We start from the raw sequence: 23,415 nt of genomic DNA on the forward strand, positions 1-23,415 counted from the left end.
GGAGCAGTAGATGAAGACCTTTACCCGCCTTTCAATCGCCATCGGCCTGGCCGCCGGGGCGCTGTTGCCGCACGTCGTGCTGGCTGATGCCCCGGCCCCGATCAAGCCCAAGGTGATGCTGATCACCATGTTCGCCCCCGAAGCGCAGAACTGGATCGACCGCCTGGAACTCAAGCAGGAAGTTCGCGTGCCGGGCCTGTCGGCCGAGTATCCAGTGATCCGCTGCAATACCCAGGACGTGTGCCTGCTGGTCACCGGCATGGGCCAGACCAACGCTGCCGCCTCGACCCTGGCGCTGGCGTTGTCGCCCAAGTTCGACCTGCGCCAGAGCTACTTCCTGATCGCCGGGATCGCCGGGATCAACCCGCACCATGGCACCATCGGCACCGCCGCGTGGGCCCATTACCTGGTGGAATTCGGAACCCAATGGGAACTGGATTCACGGGACGCGCCGAAGGACTGGCCGACCGGCTATATCGGCATCAATACCAAGGGGCCGAACGAGAAGCCGCCGCTGGACTACAAGACCGAAGTGTTCGAGCTCAATCCCAAGCTGCAAGCCAAGGCGTTTGCGCTGTCGCAAAAAGTCGAGCTCAGTGAAAGCAAGGAGTCCACGGCCTGGCGCAAACACTATCCGTACGCGCCGGCCAATCAGCCGCCGCAGGTCACCCAGTGCGACACCCTGGCGGGCAATACCTGGTTCTCCGGGACGCGCCTGAGTGAGCGCGCCGAGGTCTGGACCAAATTGCTGACGGACAATAAAGGCGTGTACTGCACCACCCAGCAGGAAGACAACTCCACCTATGAAGCGTTGCTGCGGGCCAGCCGTGAAGGGTTGGTGGATATCAATCGCCTGGCGGTGGTGCGGGCCGGTTCCGACTTTGATCGGCCGTACCCGGGCTACAGCGAAGTGGACAACCTGCTGAAGTATGCGGACCAGGGCGGATTTGTGCCGGCGCTGGAGAACCTGTATCGCACCGGTAATCCGCTGGTGCAGGCAATTCTGAAGAACTGGTCGGCGTGGGAAAAAGGCGTTCCCGAAGCCTGAACAAAGATCAAATGTGGGAGCGGGCTTACTCGCGAAAGCGGTGGATCAGTGCCGAATGTATTGGCTGACACACCGTATTCGCGAGCAAGCCCGCTCCCACACAAGCCCGTTCCCACACAAGCCCGCGCCCACAATAAGCGGGTCAGGGCAGGAAGATAATCTTGTCGGCACTGCCCTGGTTCACTTGCTCAAAGCACTTCACACCGTCGGCCAGCGACACTTCCCGCAAACCGGTCGGCAGCGGCAACAAGTCCTCATCGAAGAACCGCCCGAACTGCTCCAGCATCACGGCGCATTGCTCGCAGTTGTAGAGCAGCGAATTGATCCCCACCACCGAACCACCCTTGCGATACAACGCCAGGGCCGGCAGTTGCACGTGCCCGTCCACCGGCGCGGCGATGATCGCGATACGGCCAAAAGGCGCCAGCGCCGCCACCGCTGCCGGCAACCAGAAGCCGGTGGTGTCAAAGATCACATCGGCGCCCGTACCGAACAGCGCATTGACCTGCCCTCCCAGCGCTTCCGGCTGGCCCAGTAACAGCCCCTCGAAACCCTGCTCGCGCAAGGCCTCGACCTGTTCCGGCCGACGCACGGCCCCGAGCACCTGGGCCCCACGAATCTTCGCCAGGGCCAACGCCGCGCTGCCTACAGCCCCATTGGCACCAATCACCAATAAGCGAGTGCCTTTGCCGACACCGCTGCGCTCAAGGGCATCCCACGCCGTGGTGTACGGTACGCCGAGACTGGCGGCCTGGGCAAAGCTCAGATGGCTGGGCTTGTGCGCCACGCCCTTGGCCGACACGGTGAGGTACTGGGCGTGGGAACCGTCAGCGAAAAAACCCAGGTCGCGACCGGTGCCCCAGACTTCCTGGCCGACCAGTTCCTGTGGGCCTTCCACCACCACCCCGGCAAAATCACGGCCGGGAATGCGTGGCAACGTGGTGTAGGGGAAACGCCCGAGCACGTTCTTCACGTCGCTGGGGTTCAGCCCGGCAGCCTTGATCTGCACCAGGACTTCACCGGCCGCCGGCACCGGCGTGGCGACATCAACGTAAGCAAGGGCAGCGAGATCGCCGGTGGCGGAAAATTGCAGTGCTTTCATGACCAATATCCATCGAGGTTAAAAAGGGTTTCAGGAGAACCAGGCGCTGACCATTTGCCGGCCCATGGGCCAGAGCTTCTCGCCCATCAGCATGCCCATCAGCCCGATCAGGGCGATGGCAGGAGGCGCAGGCGAGCGAAAGTCCAGGGCACCGTAAATCACGCCGACCAACAGGCCGATGGCCAAGGAAATCAGGTAATTCATGGAACACTCCGCAGCAAGGGTTGATGCGGTCAGTGTAGGGGGGCTGAAACCGAAGCATCGGCCAAGTACTTCAGGATTTCGGCCAAGCCTCAGACGGGATACTGCGACGGCGCCATCCCCAGTTCACGGCGAAACATGTCGCTGAAACTGCTCGGCGAATAACCCAGGGAACGGGCGATCGCGCTGACCGACTGGCCCTGGATCAACTCGGCCACGGCGGTGGCCAACTGCACCTGGCGGCGCCACTCGGCAAAGCCCATGCCCAGGCTGTTCTGGAACAGCCGGGCCAGGGTGCGTACGCTGGCGCCGGCGGCTTCGGCGTGCTGTTCAAAGGGAATGTCCAGGGACGGTGACGCCATCACCGCCTGGCAGGCGCTGGTCAGGCGTCGGTCGGCGCCCACGGGCAAGGCAATGCGGATCGGCGAGCGCCGGGCCCGTTGCAGTTCCAGCAGGGCCAGGCCGACCACGGCCTCGTAGTAGGCCTGGTCCCCCTTGTCGCCCTGCTCCACCAGCGCCACGATCAGTTCGCGCAGCAGCCCGCCGACCTCGATCACTTGCACCTGGCTGTCCAGGGTCGCTGCCAGCGCCGGGCGCAGGTAAATGTTGCGCATCTGCAAGTCCGACACCACGCGAATCCCATGCTCGACACCCGGCGGCAGCCACACCGCGCGCTGGGGCGGCACCACCAGCGCTTCCCGGGGTGTCTCGACCCACATCACGCCGCTCATGGCATACAGCAACTGGCCCCAATCGTGTTGATGGGGCTCGACATACAACCCACGCGGGTAGGTGCGCGCCAAGGGTTGCACGGGGACGGCGTGATCACTGAGGTCGGGAGGCGCGGCAAGGGCCATGGAAGACACATCGTTCAAGTATGGAGCGCCATGATAAGACGTGAACCGGATGATCCGAGTGAATTTTTACCACCTGCGCAGGGTCACTTAAAGACACAAGGAGGGTTTACGGATCCATGACTAACGCAAAACTTTTCGTGATCGACTACACGCTGCATGGCCAGCCCAAGTCATTCATCATCCGCCTGGAAAAACTCGACAACGCCGAAGCCTGGCATTGGGCGAGCTGCGACGCCGGCGTAGGCCGCATCGGGCGCTTTGCCCGTGAGCAGGTGAAGAAGACGAGCCAGCCCCAGGCCGAGAAATTCGGCATCGAAAACGTGCAATGGCGCCGCTCGGATGCGCGCCCCAGCGCGTGAAACTGTAGGAGCGAGCTTGCTCGCGAAGGTCGTTAACGATGACGCGGGGCACCTGGTGCTCCGCGTCGCTCTCGGGTGTTTCGCGAGCAAGCTCGCTCCTACAGGAGGCAGCCAGCGTTAGCCGTGCGCCGACTTGGCACACTCGCACCCGGTCGCCGAAGCACAAGGCTCGCCATGGGCATGATGCTCGGCGCAGCCTTGGCAGCAATAGCCCTTGCCATCCTTCATCACCGCGTTTTTCCCCAACTGGCAGTTGCAGTGGGGGCAGGCACATGTTTTCTCTTGCATGGTCAGACTCCTTTTTCGTGGTCGTCCAGATGCGGCGAACGCCGACACCTCAAGCAATGACTATAGGCAACGATTCAAGGTTCATAGGCCCGTCAGTCAGCCCGACGAGCGTTGCTGCGGTACATGAACACCAGGGCCAGCGCGAGGCACAGCATCGCCACGATGCGGCTGCCGGACAGTTCGATCGCCGGGTTGCCGAGCCAGCCGAAGTTATCGATCAGCATGCCCATGCCCAACTGCCCGACAATCACCGCCACCGTCGCCACTGCCGTACCGACAATCGGGACCGCGCCGACCATCACCATCATGTACACCACCCCGAACAACGCCCCGGTCAGTTGCCACTTCGGCACGTCCAGCAGGCTGACCGCGTGGGCGGGCTCAAAGAACAGAATCAGCAATCCGGTACTGATCGCGCCCACGACAAAGGTCAGCAGGCTGCTGCGCAATACGCCCACCGCCTGCCCGAGGCGGCCATTGATGGCGGCCTGCACACTCAATACCGCACCGGCGGCCACTACCAATACCAACAACAGAATCAGGTTCATCGCCTTAACCTCGCGCAATCAAAACAAGTGCTACCACGATCAACGCCAATGCAATCCAGCGCTCCACGTTGACCCGCTTGCGGGCAGTGCCAAACCAGCCGAAGTGGTCGATCAGCACGCTCTTGCCTACCTGGCCCGACAAGATCGCAATCATGGTCATCGCGATGCCGATATGTGGCGTAGCCAGGGTCAACACCACCACGTACATCGGCCCCAGGAAGCCACCGATCAATTGCCAGCGCGGCAGGTCGGTCAACGCCGGGCCCTTTTGCGGGCCGCTGAACAGCAACAGCAGGAACAGGATCGCCGAGCCGACGCCGAAGATGCTCAAGGTCGCCCACAAGTGGCCGACCTGCACACCCAGCGGGCCCAGCAAGCCGGCCTCCACCGACAAGCCCATGCCGGCGAAGATCACCAGCGGCAATAGCAACAACCGAAGAAACGTCTTGGGCTTGGCCTGAGCCACACCCGCCACTGAAGAAGCCTGCATACATCACCTGCGCGTTAGAGAGAGGAACAATGGCGCGTATTATCCGGTGGCACTGCTGTGCGATAAATGGGAGCATGCCGACAACACCTTTGCGCAATACGCACAGCATGGAGTGATGATGCAGGGTTTGAACGAACTGAGCTTCAAGGCGCTTCGCCTGTTTGTCGCGGTATTGGACTACGGCAGCTTCTCCGAAGTCGCACGCCGCGAAGGCCTGGCGCCCTCCTCCATTTCCCGGCAGGTGCAGTTGATGGAGCAGGCCCTGGGCCAACAGTTGCTGTACCGCCATACCCGTGCGGTCAGCCCTACCGAAGCCGGTCGCCTGCTGGGCCGGCATGCGCGATTGATGCTGGAGCAACTGGAAGCCGCCGGCCAGGCGTTGCAGGAACAGGAAAGCGAACCCAGCGGCCTGGTGCGCATCAATGCGCCGATGGTGTTTGGCCAACGCCACCTCTCGCCGTGGCTTGGGGAGCTGTGTCGGCGTTACCCGAAGCTGCAACTGGATATCCAGCAAACCGACACCTACGTCGACCCGTTGCAAGACGGCACAGACCTGCTGTTTCGCATCGGTGTGCTGAACGATTCCGGCATGCAGGCGCGAATCTTCGCCCCCCAGCGCTTTCGTCTCGCTGCCAGCCCCGGCTATCTGGAGCGTTTCGGTACGCCCCGGCATCCGGACGAACTGGTGAACCACCAGTGCCTGGCCTACAAGGGCGTCACCGGCCAGCAGCGCTGGTTCTTCCGCCGCGACCAGGGCGACTGGACGTCCTACAGCGTCAAGGGCCCGATCACCGGCAACCACGCCGACACCCTGACCCACGCTGCCGAACAAGGCCTGGGGCTGGTGGTGTTCCCGTCATGGTTGATCGGTGAAGGCCTGCGCGCCGGCACGCTGCAGGCGGTGCTCAGCGACTATGAAGTGGCGACGACCCTGGAGCCGCAACAGATTGCTGCGCTGTGGCCGGGTAGCCGGCGGCTGTCGTTGAAGGTGCGGACCGTGATTGATTACTTCGTCGAGTGTTTTGGGGCAGTGCCTTACTGGGACCGTTGAGCAACTGTGGGAAACTATTCGGCCCGCACTGTCGGGAAAAATCCCCCTCCAAGTAAGTCCGATCTGATTTTCCACAACACGGGTCAAAAACCGCTTGCACTCGGGCAGACTTCGAGGAATTCCTTCAGGAGAGACGTCATGGATGCCAGTCATTACCCGTTCGGAAACCTGCAATCGTCCCCGCAAAAATCACCCTCCGCCAGCAGTCGGTTGATCTTTGCCTGCTTACGAAATTTTGGCTATATTTGGCCAAAACCTCGAGAAGACCAAATGATTACCGTACCGTTGGGTGAAGCAAAAAATAATTTATCAAAACTGGTCGATGATGCCGCCGCCGGCCAAATCATCACCATAGCCAAGCATGGGCGGGCGATGGCTCGCCTTGTTCCTGTCGGGAAACCGACAGGCCGGCGAATCGGCGCGATGAAGGGCAAACTGGTGGTGCCGGATGACTTCGATGCGCCATTGCCAGACGTCATGCTGGATGCGTTTGAGGGAAACCACCCATGAGAATACTGCTGGATACCCACATCCTGCTTTGGGCCCTGAGCGATGATCCAAAACTGCCAGCGAAGGCCAGAAAGCTGATCGAGAACGCGGCTGAAATTTACGTCAGTGCCGCCACATTCTGGGAGCTGGCGATAAAGGTCGGGCTCGGGAAGCTCAACGTAAACCTGGACGAAATTCGCGAATACTGCCTGGAAAGCGGCTACGTGGAACTGCCCATCACCTCGGAGCACGCCATCGCGGTCAAGGACCTTGAACACCATCACAGGGACCCGTTTGATCGGCTCATCATTGCAACGGCTATCATTGAGCCGATGAAGTTAGTGACAGCCGACCCGATGGTGGCGAAATACACATCATTGGCCGTTTTGACTTAATTCACTTCGCTCAAAACAACCACTGCCCGATCAGCCAGGCATTCGCCCCGCTGATCACCACAAACAAGCTCCAGGCCAGCAGCCGCGTAGGCAAGCTGTTGACGAACGGCCCCATCAGGCGCTTGTCACCCGTCATGCGGATCAGCGGAAACAACGCAAACGGCAACTGCAGGCTCAACACCACCTGGCTGAGGATCAGCAGCTTGCCGATGGCATCATCCCCCATCAGCCACACCCCGAGGAACGCCGGGATCAGCGCCAGGCCACGGGTGATCAGGCGTCGCTGCCAGCAGGGAATGCGCAGGTTGAGGTAGCCTTCCATGATCACTTGCCCGGCAATGGTGCCGGTGAACGTGGAGCTCTGGCCCGAAGCCAACAGCGCAACACCGAACAGCACGCTGGCGAACGCGCCACCCACCAGCGGGTCGAGCAAGTGATAGGCGTCCTGGATTTCCACCACATCAGTGTGGCCGGTCTGGTGGAACGCAGCGGCGGCCAGTATCAGGATTGCCGCGTTGACCAGCAGTGCCAGGGACAGGGAACCGATGGTATCGATACGCGCCAATTTCACCGCGTCCTGGCGGCTGGCCAGGTCCTTGCCGACCAGCCGGGTTTGCACGATGGAGCTGTGCAGGTAGAGGTTATGGGGCATCACCGTGGCCCCCAGTATGCCAATGGCCAGGTACAACGGTGCGGCATCACTGATGGCGGACAACGACGGGGTGAAACCACGAAACACGTCGGGCCAGTAAGGCTTGATCAGCACCAGCTCGATGAAGAAACACACGCCGATAGTCGCCACCAGTGCCAGCATGATCGCTTCCAGCCGGCGGAAGCCTCGATTTTGCAGGGCCAGGATCAGCAAGGTATCGAAGGCAGTGATGACAATCCCGGTGGTCAGTGACACGCCCAGCAACAGGTGAAACGCCAGGGCGCAGCCGAGGACTTCGGCGAGGTCGGTGGCGATGATCGAGATTTCCGCAAGGATCCACTGCACGAACGACGAGCGCCGGCTGTAGCGCTCGCGGCTCAGTTGCGCCAGGTCCTTGCCGGTGGCGATACCCAGCCGTGAGCACAGGCACTGCACCGCCATCCCCGCCAGGCTCGCCAGCAGCACCACGAACAACAGGTTGTAGCCGTAGCGCGAACCGGCCTCGATGGCGGTGGCCCAGTTGCCCGGGTCCATATAGCCGATGGAAATCAGCAAGCCAGGGCCGGCAAACATCAGCGCACGTTTGAAAAACGAGGCACGGGGATCAACGACGATGGAGCCGGCGACTTCCGGCGGGCAGAACGGGGCGGTAGCGATTTTGGGCAGGCTGAATTTCACGCGGGGTACCAGGCTTTCACACAAGACGTGAACGCAGCTTATCAGTCAGACGCAACGGTACGCATCACCGTCTCCCGGGGCAGATCAAATGCCTCTACCACCTGGACCACCAGATCCATCTCCTGGTTCAGTGCTTCACGCTCCAGGCGCTCGCGAATCACCCCGATCACCAGCACCGCCAGGGTGGTGATGGAATACGCGGGGCCGGAAAACGCCCGCACGCCGGTCACCAGCAGCATCGCCGCCGCGAGCGCCTGCCCCACCACCGGAATGGCCGTGGCCGCGCCCCGGCGCAGGATAAACCCGGTCAACCCGGCCAGCGCGGTCCCGCTGAGGGCAGTGGTGGCTGAGCGCCCGACATCGAAACGATTGAAAAAACCCTGTTCCTTTTGTGCCGCAGCCTTCAACTCTGCCTCGAACACTTGGCGATCAGCCTGGCTGAGCTTGTCCTTGTATTGCTCGATCAGCCGTTCGGCAACCTGCAGTTCCAGATCAGCAAGGGCCACTTTCTCGATCGGTTGATCAAACTTGATACCCACCCGCTGCGCCACGTCCTGGGCGATTTCGCGATAGCTCACGCCATGACCACGGGCCAGGTTCATAAAGGTGTCGCCGCCCATGCGCTGCAACTCGATGGCCAGCTTCAAGGGCTCGCGCACGGTGGCGTCGATAGAGGCACTGCGCTTTTGCGCCATCAGCTCGGCGAAAAACTGCAACTCCTCCGGCCGCGCCTGCACCAGCAGCGGGAACAGCTCGACATCCTCTTCCGCAAAGCGCACTTCGCTGCTGCGTTGATCGGCGCGGATCATGCCCCGGCGTTCCTGCAGCAGGTCGGTGTACTGCACCACCGTCTTCAGTTGCGGCCAATACGCGGCGTGGTCGAACGTGGCCAGGTGCACGTTGGCGACCTTGGCCTTGAGCGCCGGTGTCAGCGGGATCGCATAACGACCGATGCAGCGCTCGGTGTCCGGCTTGAGCGCCAGCGCCCAATCCTTGCTCGAGTGGCAGTTGATCACCCGACCGCTGAGCGGCGCCGAGACCAGGTCCCAGGGGCTGGAGGTACAAATCGCACCGCCCATCAGCAGCAGGTTGTTCAGCGGCAACTCACGGGCCACCTCAGGGCTGGCCAGCAGGCTCTTGACCAGGATCCGCGCGCCCAGGGAGTGGCCGATCAGGTTGATCTGCCGCACCTTGATCGACTCGCCATGGAGGTAGTTGGCCAATTCGGGCAGCAGGCTTTTGGCGACCTCATCCACCCGCGCCTCGACGCTTTTGTAGTGGTCGAGGAAATAGGCAATCGCCTTGCCCACCCCGATGGTTGCGGCACCCAGGCTGCCGCCACCCAACATCGAGGTAATCACATCCTTGAACGGCGCAAACAGGTTTTCCAGGAAATGCCCTGCCGGCCAGAACAGCATCAGGTTGGTGGAGCCTTCGATGGTTGCCAGTTGCCGGGAGAAACTACCCAGTTGTTGCTGGTTGAAGAACGCCGAATAACCATGCACGTAGAGATTGAGCACATCCCCCTGGGGCTCGCCACACAACACAAACGTGGGCTTGCGGGTGCGGTGCATTTCATCCCACTGGTGTTGCATGTGACGGTGACTCCTGGCGACGACGGAGGGCGATAGTAACAAAGGGCGGGCTACGGGAATGTGAAAAACTGATACTCGGACTATCCATATCGCTGCACAGTGATGACAAAAAACGCGGATTTTGTTCGCAGATTCAGTCCATTAACCTTTGTCGGGTCAACCACTGAAACCGAGGAACACCATGAGCAAGCCCGAGTTTTTCATCACACCCGGTTACGGCGACATTGCACGCGAAACCCTGCATTACACCCAGGCGGTCAAAATCGGCAACCGCGTCGAAACCTCGGGCCAGGGCGGCTGGGATGACGAGTTCCAGATTCCCGAATCCCTCACCGACGAGATCGCCCTGGCCTTTCAAAACCTCGAACGCACCCTGGCGGCAGCCGGCGCCGGCTGGGAGCATGTGGTACACGTCAATTCCTACCACGTGGGAGGTTTCCCGCCGGAGGTGAACGAGCAGATGGTCAAGTGGTACCGCCATTACATGCCCAATCACGCCCCCATCTGGACTGAGCTGGGAGTAGAAGCCCTGGGGCTGCCGGCAATGCGCATTGAAATCCGCGTGACAGCGATTATTGCCTGACGCCGAACCGCTCGATCACCCAGTCGATAAACACCTTCAGCCGGGCGTTCTGATGGCGATTGGGTGGATAGATGACGTGCAACGGCGTGGCGGGCCGGGTCCAGTCTTCGAGTACCGGGACTAACTGGCCTGCCTCGACGTAGTAGTCAACGATGGTCTTGAAATGCTGCCCGACGCCCAGGCCGGCGAGCAGCATTTCCTTGAGGCCGTTGCCTTCGTTGGTGGAAAACGCGCAGTTGCCTACCTCATACCGAGTCGCGCCCTTCTCGAAAATCAACGGCTCCGGCTTACCCGACCCGGCAAAGAAATACCCCGCCTTGAGGTGGTTCTTCTCGAGGTCCTCGGGAGACACGGGAGTACCCATGCGCTCCAGGTAGCCGGGGGCCGCGCAAGTGACGTACTCGAGGTCGACAACCTTGCGGGCGATCATTGCCATGTCATCGAGCTTGCCAGCGCGCAGCACGCAATCCACACCCTCCCCCACGATATTCACGGCGCGGTCGCTGATGCCCAGGGCGATGGTGATCTCAGGGTACTCACGATGAAAATCCACCAGCGCCGGGATCAGCAGGCAATTGGCAAAGGACGCCGGCGCATCCACTTTCAGGTGGCCGCCGGGCTTGAGCTTCTGCCCGCGCAGGGCATTGTCCAGTTCATCGAGTTCCGCCACCAGGCACAGCGCGTGGCTGTAGTACTCCAACCCCTCCGGCGTCGCCGCCAGCGCACGGGTGGTGCGATGCATCAACTTGACGCCAAGGTGCTTCTCCAGGTCCGTGATGAGTTTACTGACGGTGGAACGCGGCAGTGCCAACTGGTCGGACGCGCGGCTGAAGGAGCCGGTTTCGACGACACGGACGAAGGCACGCATGGCGAGGAGTTGGTTCACGTTGATGTCCGATGAGGGCAAGAATGGCGAGTATTGTCCATTAAGCTGCACAATGACGACAGGCATTCAGCGAACAAAAAAGCCCGGCGCATGGCCGGGCTTTGACGGAGCGGATGACTCAGTGGGCAAAGTTCTCGATCTTTACCTGGCCATCAGGAAACGTAGCGACAATCTCCAGTTCTCCTCCCATGGCGCGGATATAGTTACGCAGCGTGCTGATATACATGTCGGTACGCCGCTCCATTTTGGACACTGCCGCCTGATTGATATTCAGCGCCTTGGCCAGCGTATCCTGGCTCATCTGTTGCGCCTTGCGCAGTTCATGCAGGGGCATTTCTTTCAGGTGTTGCTGGAAGATGCGCTCTGCATCGGCCCGGGCTTGCGGTGTCATGCGAGCCTGCAGCTCACTGAATTTTTTAGCCATGGTGACGGCCCTCTTTAAGCAGTGTTTCCAAATGTTCGTCATACAACTTCTCAGCCAGCGGGACGTATTCGTCATACCACCGGCCTCGACCGGTTTTATCCCCGCCAATCAGCAACAAGGCACACCGGCGCGGATCAAATGCATACAGGACGCGGTAAGGCCGCCCGGCATGTTGCACCCGCAACTCTCGCAGGCAGCCATGCCTGGAGCCCTTGATGTCACTGCTGTGGGGGAAGCCAAGGCCTGGCCCCAGAAGGCCCAGTAAATCCACACTGGCCGATACTGAGGATTGCTCCTTTGCATCCAGACCCCCCCACCAGATTCCAAACTCGTCCGTGTATTCAACGTCCCAACCCATGCAAATATGCCATCCATGGAATATAAACTCAAGGGCATAACTGTAGGAGTTCCTGGCGTGTACAGGCTTCCGTCTGTCCCGGAAAAGTGTTTGTAGATTATTCCCGCACAATGCTCAGACCATAAAAAACCACCCTTTCGCGCGGCTGAAGACACGACCATAGCGCCGGCACCACGGATGATCCCGACCGCCACGTGCATAAAACTCATTGAAATAAATGGTATTAATAGTTTGGAGAGTGCCGCGAAAGAACCGGACGACATCCAATGAACCCGGAGGCGAAGGCCTTGGGACCTGCAAAGCAAGCTCGCTCCTACAGGAAAACCTGTTGATTCAGCAAAACGATCCCGGAGTCCCCAATGCCCCATGAAGGCAACCTGTTACAAGCGGCCGTTGTATTCCTGCTCGCTGCCGTCCTGACCGTGCCCCTGGCCAAGCGCCTGCAACTGGGTGCCGTGCTGGGTTACTTGCTGGCCGGGGTGATCATCGGCCCATCGGTGCTGGGCCTGGTGGGCAACCCGCAAAGCGTCAGTCAGTTTTCCGAACTTGGGGTGGTGTTGCTGCTGTTCATCATTGGCCTGGAGTTGTCACCGAAGCGTCTGTGGGTGATGCGCAAGGCAGTGTTCGGTGTAGGCCTGGCGCAGGTGTTGCTGACGGGCACCGTGATCGGCGTGGTCGCGCTGTTCGTGTTTGGCCAATCATGGAACAGCGCGATTGTGCTGGGCCTTGGCCTGGCGCTCTCCTCCACCGCGTTTGGCCTGCAAAGCCTCGCCGAGCGCAAGGAACTCAACCAGCCCCACGGGCGACTGGCCTTTGCGATTCTGTTGTTCCAGGACATCGCCGCCATCCCGTTGATCGCCATGGTGCCGCTGCTCGCGGGCAGCGATCATCCCGCCACCACCTCCCAGGGCCTGCGACACGGCCTGGAAGTACTGGGCAGCATCGCCGTGGTGATCATCGGCGGGCGCTATCTGTTGCGGCCGGTGTTTCGCATCGTCGCCAAGACCGGCCTGCGGGAGGTCTCCACCGCCACCGCGTTGCTGGTGGTGATCGGCACCGCATGGCTGATGGAGCTGGTGGGCGTGTCCATGGCCCTCGGCGCCTTCCTCGCCGGGTTGCTGCTGGCAGACTCCGAATACCGGCATGAGCTGGAATCGCAGATCGAACCGTTCAAGGGCCTGCTGCTGGGTCTGTTTTTTATCAGCGTGGGCATGGGCGCCAATATCAGCCTGCTGTTCAGCGCGCCGGTGATCGTGCTGGGGCTGACCCTGCTGCTGATCGCCATCAAGTTGCCGCTGCTGTTTTGCGTGGGTCGCCTGGCAGGCGGCCTGAACCCTGAAAGCGCGCTGCGCCTGGGCGTGGTGCTGGCAGCCGGTGGTGAGTTCGCATTCGTGGTGTTCAAGATCGGCCGCGACCAAGGCCTGTTCGAGCCGCACCTCTACGACATCCTGGTGTTGACCATCACCCTGTCCATGGCCGTGACGCCATTGCTGCTGTTGCTCTGCCCGAAGCTGTTCAAGCCCAAGGCCAAGCCGGTGGAAGTGCCCGAGGAATACCGTGCCATCGAAAGCGATGCGCCACGGGTGGTGATCGCCGGGATGGGCCGCATGGGGCAGATCGTGGCGCGGATCCTGCGGGCACAGAACATCTCGTTCATTGCCCTCGACACCTCGGTGGAAACCATCGAACTGACCCGCAGTTTCGGCGGCATGCCGGTGTTCTACGGCGACCCGCAGCGCCCGGAAATCCTTCACGCAGCGAAAGTCGACCAGGCCGAGTTTTTCGTGATCGCCATGGACGACCCCGAGATCAACATCAAGACCGCCGAGCTGGTGCGCAGCCTCTACCCGCACATGAAGATCATCGCCCGCGCCCGTAACCGCCAGCATGTGCACCGCCTGGTGGACCTCGACGCGTCACCGGTGCGCGAGACGTTTTACTCCAGCCTGGAAATGAGCCGCCGCACCCTGGCGGGCCTTGGCTTGACCCAGGCCCAGGCCGACGCGCGCATCAGCCGCTTCAAAAACCATGACCTGCAATTGCTGGCGGCCCAACACGCCGTGTATGACGACGCGGCCAAGGTGATGCAGTCTGCCCAGGAAGCCCGGACGGAACTGGCACGGCTGTTTGAGATGGACCGGATCGAGGAAGAGTCCGACAAGGTGTAGGGATGGAGATGAACGATCTTGCGAATTTTCTGACAGAATACGGCGCAATTTCGTTCATCCCTGGAGAGCTTCATGGCCACCCTCAGCAAGACCGCAGCCCTCTTGGCCCTCGCGCTGGCCGCCGGGTTCGGCGCCAGCCAAGTCCTCGCCGCCAGCAAGCCAGCGGCGCAGAAGACCGCCACCCAGACCATCTCCACCCTGGATGGCAAGTTCAGCTTCAACCTGCCCAAGTCCTACCTGGCCGACCCACTGCCGGCCGGTGATGCCGAGCACGGCACCGCAGGCGCCAGCGGCACGATGTACAGTGACCAGGCCACCAAAAGCGTGATCTTCGTCGTCGAAAAACCGAGTGTCGCCGGCCTGATCAAGGACAACGACCCGCAGTTCCTCGACGGTGCCGTGGCGGATTTCGTCAAGGAACAAAGCGCCGCCCTGCCGGACTTCAAGAAAGGCGCCGAGAAGAAACTCACCGTGAAAGGCCTGGCCCTGCGCCAGGTCGACAGCACCGCGACCATGGGCGGTGGCAAGACACTGAGTTCCACCTTCCTGACGGGCTCCGGCAGCCACCAATTGGTGGTGCAGGCCATTTCCCGGGCGGATGATGAAGCCGGTCATGCACTGTTGGTGAAGCAGATTATCGGCGGTAAATAACCCGATTTACCTGACAATGAAAATCTAATGTGGGAGCTGGCTTGCTCGCGAAAGCGGTGTTTCAGTCAACACATGTATTAACTGACCCACCGCTTTCGCGAGCAAGCCCGCTCCCACATTTTGACCGCGTCCACATCGCCGGACTCAGTGCAGGCTCTTTTCCAGCCACTGCTTCAAGTCCAGCAACTCCGCCTCACCGACGGTATGAATCATCCCCGGGTAGCCGTGGAATTCCGGGGTGAGGCCAATCCCCTGCAATACCTCGTTGGCCCGCGTTGCCGAGTAGTACGGCAGCGCCTGGTCCAGCGTCCCGTGACCGATGAAAATCGCCAGCTTGCCCAGTGGCGCATCCGGCTTGAGTTCGGCCTTGAGTACCGGCAGCAGGCTGCCGCTCAACGCCGCAATCCCGCGCAGGGTTTCGGGATGTCTTAACCCGACTTCATACGACATGATCGCACCCTGGCTGAACCCCACCAGAAACACCCGCTCAGGTTGGGTGTGGTACTTGGTGGTGGCCTGGGCGACGAAGGCTTCGATCAGCTTGGCGCTGCTCTGCAGGTCGGCGGTCTCGCCATCAAAATCGCCATCGCCCGGCTTCTTGCGAAACCAGCGATAACCACCGCCCTCCACCGGCATCGGTGCCCGTGCAGACAGGTAGGTCCAGGTCGACGGCAAGCGGTCCTTGAGCCCGAACAGGTCGGCCTCGTCACTGCCATAACCGTGCAGGAAGATCACCAGCGGCTCGTTGCGGGCATCACTTTGAGTCTGTTCCAGATAAGGCAGCGGCAGGTCTGTGTGCAATACGTCTTCGGCCTGTGCGGCGCCGGTAAACAGCGCTACCGTCAGGGCAATCAGTTTGAGCATGAGCATCAACCTCTAGGGTTTGCGCAACAAATAGGTATCCATGATCCAGCCATTGGCCTGGCGCGCCGCCTTGCGCACACGTTCAATCTCTTCGGCAACCTCGGCCACTTTGCCGCTGATCAGGATTTCATCCGGTGTGCCCAGATAGGCGCCCCAGTAGATATCCAGGTCCTGATCGGCCACGGTGCGGTAGGAATCTTCGGCATCGAGCATGACAACCAGGGTGTCGGCATCACTCGCCTGCCCCGCCGCCAACCGGCGCCCGGTGGTGATTTCGATGGAGAGACCGATGCGGTTCAGCGGCACTTTGTGCTGCGCCGCCAACGCCTGGACGCTGGTGATCCCGGGGATCACTTCAAATTCGAATTCGCAGCTGCCGCTGGCGAGGATCGCCTGCAGGATACGAATGGTGCTGTCGTACAGTGCGGGGTCGCCCCAGGCCAGGAATGCGCCCACTTCGCCGTCGGCCATTTCTTCATTGATCATCCGTTCGAAGGTCTGCTGCTTGTCGCGGTTCAGGTCCTTCACGGCGGTGGTGTAGTCGATATCACCGCGCACCCGCTCGGGGCAATCGGCCTCGACAAAGCGGTAGGCGTGATCGGTGATGTAGGTCTCGCAGATTTCCCGGCGCAGGTCGATCAGCTTGTCCTTGCTCTGGCCCTTGTCCATCAGGAAAAACACGTCGGTGCGGTTGAGCGCCTTGACCGCCTGCATCGTGATGTAGTCAGGGTTGCCGGCGCCAATGCCGATGATCAGGATGCGTTTCATGGGAAAGTCTTCATGGGGGGTCTCGGTGCGGGGAACGGATTTTGCCATGTTCGGGACGTCAGGCGTGAGTTTCCAGGCGCAGGCGCCAACGGCCATTGAAGCGTAACTCGGTGGATGACAGCGGTTCCACGTCGATCAGGTTGAACATGGCGGGTGGGCATTGCATGACATGCAGCAGCGCTGCGCGGATCACAAATGGATGCGTCACCGCCACGACATGCCCCGGGGATTGCTCAAGGGACTGCAACCACTGCCCTATCCGCTCACACAGTTGCACTACCGACTCGCCGCCGTGGGGCGCCGAGGTGCTGTCGGTCAACCAGGCCTGAAGCGCTTCGGGTTCGGCCTGCTGAACCCCCTCGATCGCCAACCCTTGCCAGCGGCCAAAATCACAATCGCGCAGGGCTGTTTCAACCAAAGCATCGTCGGCAAACAGCGCCGCCGTCTGCCGGGTCCGCGCCTCCGGGCCGCACAGCACCAGGGGTGCACGCTTGAAGCGTTGCCCCTGGGAAAGCGCCGCCTGCTGCCAGTCCATCTCCACCGACTCATCCAGCGCAAAGCGTGCCTGTTTCTGGGCACGGGTGCTGGCGTGGGCAACAAGGGTCAAACGGGTGGCCTGCATGACAAATCGCTCTGGTTTTAAGGTGCAGTCAGCGTAGACTTGCAAAGTTGTTTCAACATGTTTCAACCATTCTGCAACAGGAAGCCGGTTCAATGCCGGCGCGGTCGCGCCACTGTATTCGGCCTTTTAGCCGTAAGCCAGACCCTGTTTCAGCCAACTCGCTATCCATTTCGGGACGCGTCATCCCTGGAGGTTCTCATGGCTTATACCGCTGCAACTGGCTCCGACGTTTCAATACCGTCCATTCCCCTGGGCGAAATCCTGCCCTGGGCGATCTTCGGCGGCCTGCTGCTATTGCTCGCGATTTACTTCGTCGGCGCCGAGCAAGGCGCGACGGCCGTGTTCAAAGGCATGTACGTGCATGAGTTTGTGCATGACGGTCGCCACCTGCTGGGTTTCCCCTGCCATTGATTGGAGCGTGACGACATGACAGGGCATTTACTCGTTCGCGGGATGCTGGTGGGCCTGCTCGCCGGCATCTTGGCCTTCGGCTTCGCCAAGACCTTTGGTGAGCCGCAGATCGACAAGGCCATCGCCTTCGAAGATCAGATGGCACAGATGCACGGCGATGCGCCGGAAGAAGAACTGGTGAGCCGCGAAGTACAAAGTACCTTCGGCCTGTTCACCGGCGTGGTGGTGTACAGCGTCTCCCTGGGTGGCATTTTCGCCTTGGTGTTCGCCTACTCCCTGGGCCGCATCGGCAAGGTCGGCCCCCGTGGCTTGGCAGCGCTGCTGGCATTGGCGGCGTTTGTGACGATCATCGTGGTGCCGGGGCTGAAGTATCCGGCCAACCCGCCATCGGTGGGCGACCCGGCCACCATCGCGCAACGCACCAAGCTGTTCTTCCTGATGCTGCTGGTGTCGGTGGCGGCTGCGGTGATTGCGATCAACGCGGCGCGCAAGCTGATTGCCAGCCGTGGCCTATGGGCAGGCGCGATCCTCGGTGTGGCGCTGTACATCGTGATCGTGTCGGTGGCCGGCAGCTTGTTCCCGACCATCAACGAAGTGCCGGAACAGTTCTCGGCAGTGTTGCTGTGGAAATTCCGGGTGGCCTCCCTGGGGATTCAACTGGTGCTGTGGACCACCCTGGGCCTGGTGTTCGGCGCCGTGGCCGAGCGCAAGCTGAGCCAGCCTCAGGCGCGTCTCAATTCCTGACGGTACAGGTAGCCGCCGACGCATCGGCGGCTACCGGCATTCACACCCCGGGCCGCGCCAGGTAGAACACCTCGTAGCCATTGCCCGGATGGTTCACATCCAGCGCCTTGGCCGACAAGGTAATTCGCACCAGCTTCCACGCCTGCACATCCAGCGCCAGAAACACCGCGAAGTTATCGCTGCTGTCCGCGAGCTGCTGGTTGCGGGCCTTTTCTGCGGCGAGGATTTGCCCGCGGTCCGCCCCCGGCGCCAGCGCCCACTCCTCCCGATACAGGCTCAAGGCGTCTTGCGCCGGACCTCGCTGCACGTCCAGCGGTAACCAGGACTCAATGTGCGGCTGGCCAAAACTGTCGAGGACCTTCTGGAAGCGCTCGCCGAGCAAGAAATCCGCAGCCTGCAAAGGATCCGACCACAGATAAACCGACGAATACAGGTTACCCACCCCCGGCCCCTGCCCTCGCTCCTGGGCGATAAACGCCTTGAACAGCAAACCCTCGGCATGATCCCACAACGGCCCCAGGCGAGCGGCCCGCTCACGGATGACACCCATGTCGTAATCGGCTGGCAAGCGGTGTGAATACTGTTTGGCAAACATCATGGCGCTCCTGTTCAGATGAGTGCCCAGCTTGCGCAGCGCCCATGATTTCCGCAAGATATCACCGGATATAGGTGTGATAAGGAACTGAAATGACCGACGCACTCAAGCCGCTGGATATCGACACCGTGCACGCCTTTGTCCTGGTCGCCGATTTCGCCAGCTTCACCCGCGCGGCCCAGGCACTGGACACCTCGCAGGCAGCCATCAGCCTCAAGCTCAAGCGCCTGGAAGAACGCCTCGGTTATCGCCTGCTGGTTCGTACACCGCGGCATGTGCGGCTGTCGCCCCAGGGCGAGCAGTTCATCGTCGCCGCCCGCGCATTGCTCAATGCCCACGAACGGGCGTTGGGTGACATGGGCAATGGCGCCCCCCGACGGTTGGTGATCGGCATCAGCGACCACGTGGCCGGGCCGGACCTGCCACTGTGGCTCAGCCGCCTGGCCGCCTATGACCCGCTGGTGATCCTGGAGGTGCGGATCGCTTCGTCCCGCGACCTGGTGGCGGCGTTCGACCGCAACGAACTGGACGCGGTGATCGTGCGCAACGAAGGCGATCGCCAAGACGGTGAGGTATTGGTGGTGGAGCGCTTTGGCTGGTTCGCCGCGCCTACCTGGCAGCACACGCCCGGCACGCCCCTGCGCATGGCAACAATGGCCTCGCCCTGCGGCGTGCGACACCTGGCGGTGCGCGCGCTGGATGAGGCGCGGATTGACTGGACCGAAGTGTTTGTCGGCGGCGGCGTAATGGCGGTAGGTGCGGCAGTCAGCGCCGGCCTGGGTGTGGCGGCGCTGGCCCGGCGAGTGGCGCCGGCGGGCGCCGTAGACGTCAGCGAACAGTACGGATTACCGGCATTGCCCGTCAGTGAAATCGTGCTGCATAGCCGAATCAGCGACGGCCGCTCCCGCGAGACATTGCGGGCGTTGAGCGCAACCTTCAGAGGGGTTCTGGAGCGTTAGATTGCATCTGGGTATACCGCCCGCGCACGAACCGCTCCAGTTCATCGCCCGGCAGCGCCTTGCTGAAATACCAGCCCTGGATGATCAGCTCCGAGCCCGACTGCAAAAACGCCAGTTGCTCGGCGGTTTCCACGCCCTCCACCACCACCCCGAGGTTCAACGCCTCACAGAACCGCAGCATCCCGGTCAACACCTGGGCGCCCTTTGGATCATGCTGGGCGACCACGAAACTGCGATCGATCTTGATGAAATCTACGGGGAACTGGTGCAGGTAACTCAGCGCTGAAAATCCGGTGCCGAAGTCGTCGATATACACCTTGGCACCAATCGCCTGGAGCTTCTCGATCATCTGCCGCGTGCCCTGGATATCGCCCACCAGCGCATCCTCAGTGATCTCCACCGAAACCTGCCCGTGGGCCTGGGCCAGTATTTCCACCAGCCGATCACCATACGCCGGGGTAGTCAGCGTGGCGCTGGAGATATTGATCGTCATCGGCAAGGTAAACCCGACCTTCTGCCACTTCTGGTACTGGCGCACAGCCTGGGATGCCACCCACACATCCACGTCGGGCATCAACCTGGCATGGGCCAGCCATTGCAGGAACTCCCAGGGTGAATGCACCGTACCTTCGGCGTCCCGGGCCCGCATCAACGCTTCGCAACCGGTGCATAGCCCGGTCCGGGTGGAAATCTGCGGCTGGAATTCGAGGTAGAACTCGTAGTCGCTGATCTGCTGGATATGGCTCAACTCGCTGACCTGGCGCGCCTGGGCCTTGTGGGACGCCATCACCGGGTCCAGCTCCAGCAAGCGGCCTTTTTCTTCCAGGCCGCGAAAGGTCATGTCCAGCGACTTCAAATACACCGTGCCGCCCTCCGTGGCCTGGCGGTTGATCGCGCGCACATAGGGCGCATAGATCAGCATGCCTACCCCCAGCAACACCACCTGCAGCAACACTGCCGCAAGATCGCCGTGGGTGCTCAGGTAGGCGTTGAGCAACACCGGCGCAGTAAATGGCACGCTCACCACCGCAGGCGACACCCAGCCAATCTGCACCACCATCAACGCCAGTATCACGTTGAACGCCGGCACCACCAGAAAGGGAATGAACAGCCGCGGGTTAAGAATGATCGGCAAGCCAAACAACAGCACTTCACTGACATTGAACAACGACAACGGCAGGCTCGCCATCGCCACCAGTCGCATGGACCGGCTTTTGGAAAACAGCAGGATCGCCAGCAGCAGGCACAGGGCACCACCCGAACCGCCGATAAACGCGAAACTGCCCAGCAAGCCGCCATTCAGTAGATATTTGACCGGCTCGCCCGCGGCCACCGCCGCATTATTGAGCCCGACCGCCTGGTCCAGCACATCAAAAAACGGCTGCATGGCGTAGACCCCATGGATCCCGAAAAACCACAGCAGCGAATTCATCAGGGTCACAAACAGGCCGCTGCCATAGGGCGTCTCCAGTGCATCGAGCACCTGCGGCCCCTGAAGCTGTGCCACCTGCGGAATCTGCAACAGCAACGACAGCACGAGCACCAGCCCGAGCGCCGTGATCGCCCCCGGCACCACCATATTGAGGGTGCCCTTGAGGTTGTGCCCCACCAGGTCTTCGTTGATCAACCGCGTCCAGCGACGCCGATGCAGCCAGGCGATGGCGGGCACATTGATCAGCGGTGAGGCGATGGCGATGAACAACACGAAGGTCGCCGAGGCTCGGGGAAAATCCCGCAGCACAAACGTGGCGATCACTACATGGGCCAGGCACAGGAACGCTACCGGAAGTTGCGGCAGGCGGTGCTGGATCGCGAGCATGTAACCGATGGAGGCTGCCACCAGCAGCGGGATCACCGAGCTGATCTGGTTGTGCAACCCCGCCAGGAAGGCCACCACCTGAGGGTCGAAACCCAGCACTCGGGCGCATTCGGACAGGACCAGGAAACCGGCCGATACCAGCAGGCACGGCAGGATCCACAACAGCCCCTCGCGTATGGCCCGCAACGACTCGGTACTGGCGAGGGCCGCCAGCCGCTGGGTGAAGAAAAGCTTGAACAGCGTTTGCGCCATCACCTGTCCCTCGGTCCCTGATGCCAGGGTCGCAAAATAACACCTGGCTGTCGCCTTATCACGGGGTAACGCTACACGCCCTGACACCGCAAGCGAAAGGCTTTTGCCGCCCCTGGCGCATTTATTCAGAATCACCGCAGGGGCTTGCTGCTTGTCGATTGGCTCGGGTTGGCCCATCCTTTGGCGCACTGGTTGTCGTAAAAAACGACGCCCCCCTCGAACGGACTCGACTGATGCTGCGATTCACTCCCCTCATGGCCTGTGCGCTGCTTGGGCTGACCAGCCCGTTGGCCGGCGCCGCCACCCCGACCTTCGCCGATGCCCAGGCCAGCGACCCGGCCAGGCTGCAATGGATGGTCGGCGCACCGCCGCCGGCCGACCGCACCGTACGCTTTGAAGACGGCAGCTATTTCCGCTTCCCGGCGATGCGCTGGAGTGTCGCCAACTTTCGCCAATTGATGCCCACGGTTAACGTCTCCCGCGGGCTCGGCGCACCGCTGGCATTGCCACGCAAACTCGACCCGGCACTCGACGCAATCCCCGTGCAGCCAGTGGGTGCAGCCCAGCCGCTGACCTGGCGCCAGGCCCTGGACGCCACCTACACCGATGGCATCGTGGTGATGCATCGCGGCACGGTGGTTTATGAGCGTTATTTCGGGGTGCTCAAGGAGGATGGGCAACACGCGGCCATGTCGGTCACCAAATCGGTGATCGGTACCCTGGGCGCGATGCTGGTGGCCGATGGCACCCTGGACCCACAGAAAAAGATCGTCGACTACGTGCCCGAACTCGGCGGTTCGGCCTTTGGCAGCGCCACCTTGCGCCAGGTGCTGGACATGACCACCGCCCTGGACTACAGCGAAGATTATGCCGACCCCAACGCCGAAGTCTGGGCCCACGCCCAGGCCGGCAACCCGCTGCCCAAACCCAAGGACTACACCGGGCCGCGCAGCTACTACGAGTTCCTGCAAACGGTTAAGCAGCGCGGCGAACACGGGCGTGCCTTCGGCTACAAGACCGTCAATACCGACGTACTCGGCTGGGTGATTGCCCGCGCGACCGGGCGCAATGTCGCGCAACTGCTCAGCGAACGCATCTGGAGTCGGCTTGGCGCCGAACAGGACGCCTACTTCACCGTTGACTCCATCGGCACACCCTTCGCCGGTGGCGGCCTGAACACCGGGCTGCGGGACCTGGCCCGGTTTGCCGAGATGCTGCGCAACGGCGGGCGCTTCAATGGCCAGCAGATCGTGCCCGAAAACGTGGTGACGGATATTCGCCAGGGCGGCGACAAGCAGGCGTTCGCCCAGGCCGGCTACGCTCAATTGAAGGGCTGGAGCTATCGCAACATGTGGTGGGTAACCCACAATCCCGACGGTGCCTTCATGGCGCGTGGGGTGCATGGCCAGAGCACCTACATCGACCCCAAGGCCGAAATGGTGATTGTTCGCTATGCCTCCCACCCGGTGGCCGGCAACGCCGCCAATGATGGGGTGACCTTGCCCGCCTATGCAGCCATGGCGGCTTTTTTAATGTCCAAGCCAGACTGACCGTCTCT

Annotated in this window: 28 protein-coding genes and 1 riboswitch; of the genes, 12 read left to right on the forward strand and 16 right to left on the reverse strand. The window is 61.6% G+C overall.

Annotation, left to right across the window (positions count from 1 at the left end):
* The first annotated feature begins 10 nt into the window (after positions 1–10).
* Entirely contained in the window at positions 11–1,048 is a 1,038-nt protein-coding gene (locus tag C0058_RS18925) for a purine nucleoside permease (RefSeq protein ID WP_102369313.1), read from the forward strand.
* Between the two features lie 142 nt (positions 1,049–1,190).
* On the opposite strand, the gene C0058_RS18930 is transcribed toward C0058_RS18925, so the two are convergent.
* The 3 genes from C0058_RS18930 to C0058_RS18940 form a co-directional block, all read right to left on the reverse strand.
* Positions 1,191–2,150: a zinc-binding alcohol dehydrogenase family protein gene (locus tag C0058_RS18930; RefSeq protein WP_102369314.1), complete on the reverse strand. Its 960-nt coding sequence runs from the start codon at positions 2,148–2,150 to the stop codon at positions 1,191–1,193.
* A gap of 30 nt (positions 2,151–2,180) precedes the next feature.
* On the reverse strand, positions 2,181–2,354 hold the full coding sequence (locus C0058_RS18935; protein WP_003208108.1) for a DUF1427 family protein: 174 nt from the start codon (positions 2,352–2,354) through the stop codon (positions 2,181–2,183).
* Between the two features lie 89 nt (positions 2,355–2,443).
* Entirely contained in the window at positions 2,444–3,208 is a 765-nt protein-coding gene (locus C0058_RS18940; RefSeq protein ID WP_102369315.1) for a helix-turn-helix domain-containing protein, read from the reverse strand.
* Between the two features lie 116 nt (positions 3,209–3,324).
* Here C0058_RS18940 and C0058_RS18945 point away from each other — a divergent pair, with 116 nt between their 5' ends.
* Positions 3,325–3,567 (forward strand): DUF6555 family protein, encoded by a 243-nt coding sequence (locus C0058_RS18945; RefSeq protein WP_003208104.1) that lies wholly within the window; start codon positions 3,325–3,327, stop codon positions 3,565–3,567.
* A gap of 117 nt (positions 3,568–3,684) precedes the next feature.
* On the opposite strand, the gene C0058_RS18950 is transcribed toward C0058_RS18945, so the two are convergent.
* The 3 genes from C0058_RS18950 to C0058_RS18960 form a co-directional block, all read right to left on the reverse strand.
* A complete protein-coding gene (locus tag C0058_RS18950) occupies positions 3,685–3,855 on the reverse strand; it encodes a metallothionein (protein WP_008437063.1) in 171 nt (56 codons plus the stop codon).
* Between the two features lie 92 nt (positions 3,856–3,947).
* The gene (locus tag C0058_RS18955; RefSeq protein ID WP_003208100.1) at positions 3,948–4,403 is read right to left on the reverse strand and encodes a DMT family transporter; all 456 of its coding nucleotides are present in this window, start codon (positions 4,401–4,403) and stop codon (positions 3,948–3,950) included.
* A 4-nt stretch (positions 4,404–4,407) separates the two neighbouring features.
* The gene (locus C0058_RS18960; protein WP_008437061.1) at positions 4,408–4,893 is read right to left on the reverse strand and encodes a DMT family transporter; all 486 of its coding nucleotides are present in this window, start codon (positions 4,891–4,893) and stop codon (positions 4,408–4,410) included.
* Between the two features lie 118 nt (positions 4,894–5,011).
* On the opposite strand from C0058_RS18960, the gene C0058_RS18965 reads away from it, so the two are divergent.
* The 3 genes from C0058_RS18965 (at position 5,012) to C0058_RS18975 (ending at position 6,828) form a co-directional block, all read left to right on the forward strand.
* Positions 5,012–5,944: a LysR family transcriptional regulator gene (locus C0058_RS18965; RefSeq protein ID WP_023658922.1), complete on the forward strand. Its 933-nt coding sequence runs from the start codon at positions 5,012–5,014 to the stop codon at positions 5,942–5,944.
* Between the two features lie 138 nt (positions 5,945–6,082).
* On the forward strand, positions 6,083–6,454 hold the full coding sequence (locus C0058_RS33090; protein ID WP_256579492.1) for a type II toxin-antitoxin system Phd/YefM family antitoxin: 372 nt from the start codon (positions 6,083–6,085) through the stop codon (positions 6,452–6,454).
* Positions 6,451–6,828 (forward strand): type II toxin-antitoxin system VapC family toxin, encoded by a 378-nt coding sequence (locus C0058_RS18975; RefSeq protein ID WP_003208092.1) that lies wholly within the window; start codon positions 6,451–6,453, stop codon positions 6,826–6,828. Before C0058_RS33090 ends, C0058_RS18975 begins: the two co-directional genes overlap by 4 nt.
* Before the next feature lie 10 nt (positions 6,829–6,838).
* Here the strand turns inward: C0058_RS18975 and C0058_RS18980 are convergent, their stop codons facing one another.
* Complete coding sequence (locus C0058_RS18980) at positions 6,839–8,158, reverse strand: Nramp family divalent metal transporter (RefSeq protein ID WP_087694160.1); 1,320 nt, start codon at positions 8,156–8,158, stop codon at positions 6,839–6,841.
* Between the two features lie 41 nt (positions 8,159–8,199).
* Complete coding sequence (locus C0058_RS18985) at positions 8,200–9,753, reverse strand: DUF726 domain-containing protein (RefSeq protein ID WP_008437056.1); 1,554 nt, start codon at positions 9,751–9,753, stop codon at positions 8,200–8,202.
* A 181-nt stretch (positions 9,754–9,934) separates the two neighbouring features.
* On the opposite strand from C0058_RS18985, the gene C0058_RS18990 reads away from it, so the two are divergent.
* Entirely contained in the window at positions 9,935–10,336 is a 402-nt protein-coding gene (locus C0058_RS18990) for a RidA family protein (protein WP_003208087.1), read from the forward strand.
* Here the strand turns inward: C0058_RS18990 and C0058_RS18995 are convergent.
* The 3 genes from C0058_RS18995 to C0058_RS19005 form a co-directional block, all read right to left on the reverse strand.
* A complete protein-coding gene (locus C0058_RS18995; RefSeq protein WP_256579493.1) occupies positions 10,326–11,222 on the reverse strand; it encodes a LysR family transcriptional regulator in 897 nt (298 codons plus the stop codon). The genes C0058_RS18990 and C0058_RS18995 overlap by 11 nt on opposite strands.
* Positions 11,223–11,340: 118 nt before the next feature.
* The gene (locus C0058_RS19000) at positions 11,341–11,646 is read right to left on the reverse strand and encodes an XRE family transcriptional regulator (protein WP_003208085.1); all 306 of its coding nucleotides are present in this window, start codon (positions 11,644–11,646) and stop codon (positions 11,341–11,343) included.
* On the reverse strand, positions 11,639–12,004 hold the full coding sequence (locus C0058_RS19005) for a type II toxin-antitoxin system RelE/ParE family toxin (RefSeq protein ID WP_102369316.1): 366 nt from the start codon (positions 12,002–12,004) through the stop codon (positions 11,639–11,641). The genes C0058_RS19000 and C0058_RS19005 overlap by 8 nt, the downstream gene beginning before the upstream one ends.
* A 359-nt stretch (positions 12,005–12,363) precedes the next feature.
* Here C0058_RS19005 and C0058_RS19010 point away from each other — a divergent pair, with 359 nt between their 5' ends.
* Positions 12,364–14,172, forward strand: coding sequence for a monovalent cation:proton antiporter-2 (CPA2) family protein (locus C0058_RS19010; RefSeq protein ID WP_102369317.1), 1,809 nt, complete (start codon positions 12,364–12,366; stop codon positions 14,170–14,172).
* 72 nt (positions 14,173–14,244) lie between these two features.
* A complete protein-coding gene (locus C0058_RS19015) occupies positions 14,245–14,823 on the forward strand; it encodes a hypothetical protein (RefSeq protein WP_003208079.1) in 579 nt (192 codons plus the stop codon).
* A 144-nt stretch (positions 14,824–14,967) separates the two neighbouring features.
* Here the strand turns inward: C0058_RS19015 and C0058_RS19020 are convergent, their stop codons facing one another.
* The 3 genes from C0058_RS19020 to C0058_RS19030 are packed head-to-tail and all read right to left on the reverse strand — an operon-like array spanning position 14,968 to position 17,077.
* Positions 14,968–15,687, reverse strand: coding sequence for an alpha/beta hydrolase (locus C0058_RS19020; RefSeq protein WP_102370283.1), 720 nt, complete (start codon positions 15,685–15,687; stop codon positions 14,968–14,970).
* A gap of 12 nt (positions 15,688–15,699) precedes the next feature.
* Positions 15,700–16,455 carry a precorrin-6A synthase (deacetylating) gene (cobF, locus tag C0058_RS19025; protein WP_102369318.1) on the reverse strand — a complete coding sequence of 252 codons (756 nt, stop codon included), beginning with the start codon at positions 16,453–16,455 and terminating at the stop codon, positions 15,700–15,702.
* 58 nt (positions 16,456–16,513) lie between these two features.
* Positions 16,514–17,077 (reverse strand): histidine phosphatase family protein, encoded by a 564-nt coding sequence (locus C0058_RS19030; RefSeq protein ID WP_102369319.1) that lies wholly within the window; start codon positions 17,075–17,077, stop codon positions 16,514–16,516.
* 36 nt (positions 17,078–17,113) lie between these two features.
* Positions 17,114–17,244, forward strand: a riboswitch (cobalamin riboswitch).
* A gap of 31 nt (positions 17,245–17,275) precedes the next feature.
* Between C0058_RS19030 and C0058_RS19035 the strand changes: the two genes are divergently transcribed.
* Positions 17,276–17,488, forward strand: coding sequence for a CbtB domain-containing protein (locus tag C0058_RS19035; RefSeq protein WP_003208073.1), 213 nt, complete (start codon positions 17,276–17,278; stop codon positions 17,486–17,488).
* A 15-nt stretch (positions 17,489–17,503) separates the two neighbouring features.
* The gene (locus C0058_RS19040) at positions 17,504–18,232 is read left to right on the forward strand and encodes a CbtA family protein (RefSeq protein ID WP_032899583.1); all 729 of its coding nucleotides are present in this window, start codon (positions 17,504–17,506) and stop codon (positions 18,230–18,232) included.
* Between the two features lie 40 nt (positions 18,233–18,272).
* On the opposite strand, the gene C0058_RS19045 is transcribed toward C0058_RS19040, so the two are convergent.
* The gene (locus C0058_RS19045; protein ID WP_087694166.1) at positions 18,273–18,827 is read right to left on the reverse strand and encodes a DUF4865 family protein; all 555 of its coding nucleotides are present in this window, start codon (positions 18,825–18,827) and stop codon (positions 18,273–18,275) included.
* Between the two features lie 92 nt (positions 18,828–18,919).
* On the opposite strand from C0058_RS19045, the gene C0058_RS19050 reads away from it, so the two are divergent.
* A complete protein-coding gene (locus tag C0058_RS19050) occupies positions 18,920–19,786 on the forward strand; it encodes a LysR family transcriptional regulator (RefSeq protein ID WP_087694167.1) in 867 nt (288 codons plus the stop codon).
* Here the strand turns inward: C0058_RS19050 and C0058_RS19055 are convergent.
* On the reverse strand, positions 19,764–21,857 hold the full coding sequence (locus C0058_RS19055) for an EAL domain-containing protein (protein WP_102369320.1): 2,094 nt from the start codon (positions 21,855–21,857) through the stop codon (positions 19,764–19,766). The genes C0058_RS19050 and C0058_RS19055 overlap by 23 nt on opposite strands.
* A 254-nt stretch (positions 21,858–22,111) precedes the next feature.
* Here C0058_RS19055 and C0058_RS19060 point away from each other — a divergent pair, with 254 nt between their 5' ends.
* Positions 22,112–23,407, forward strand: coding sequence for a serine hydrolase domain-containing protein (locus C0058_RS19060; protein WP_371857027.1), 1,296 nt, complete (start codon positions 22,112–22,114; stop codon positions 23,405–23,407).
* Positions 23,408–23,415: the final 8 nt, after the last annotated feature.

It is taken from the genome of Pseudomonas sp. NC02 (genome assembly GCF_002874965.1).
Lineage (GTDB): Bacteria > Pseudomonadota > Gammaproteobacteria > Pseudomonadales > Pseudomonadaceae > Aquipseudomonas.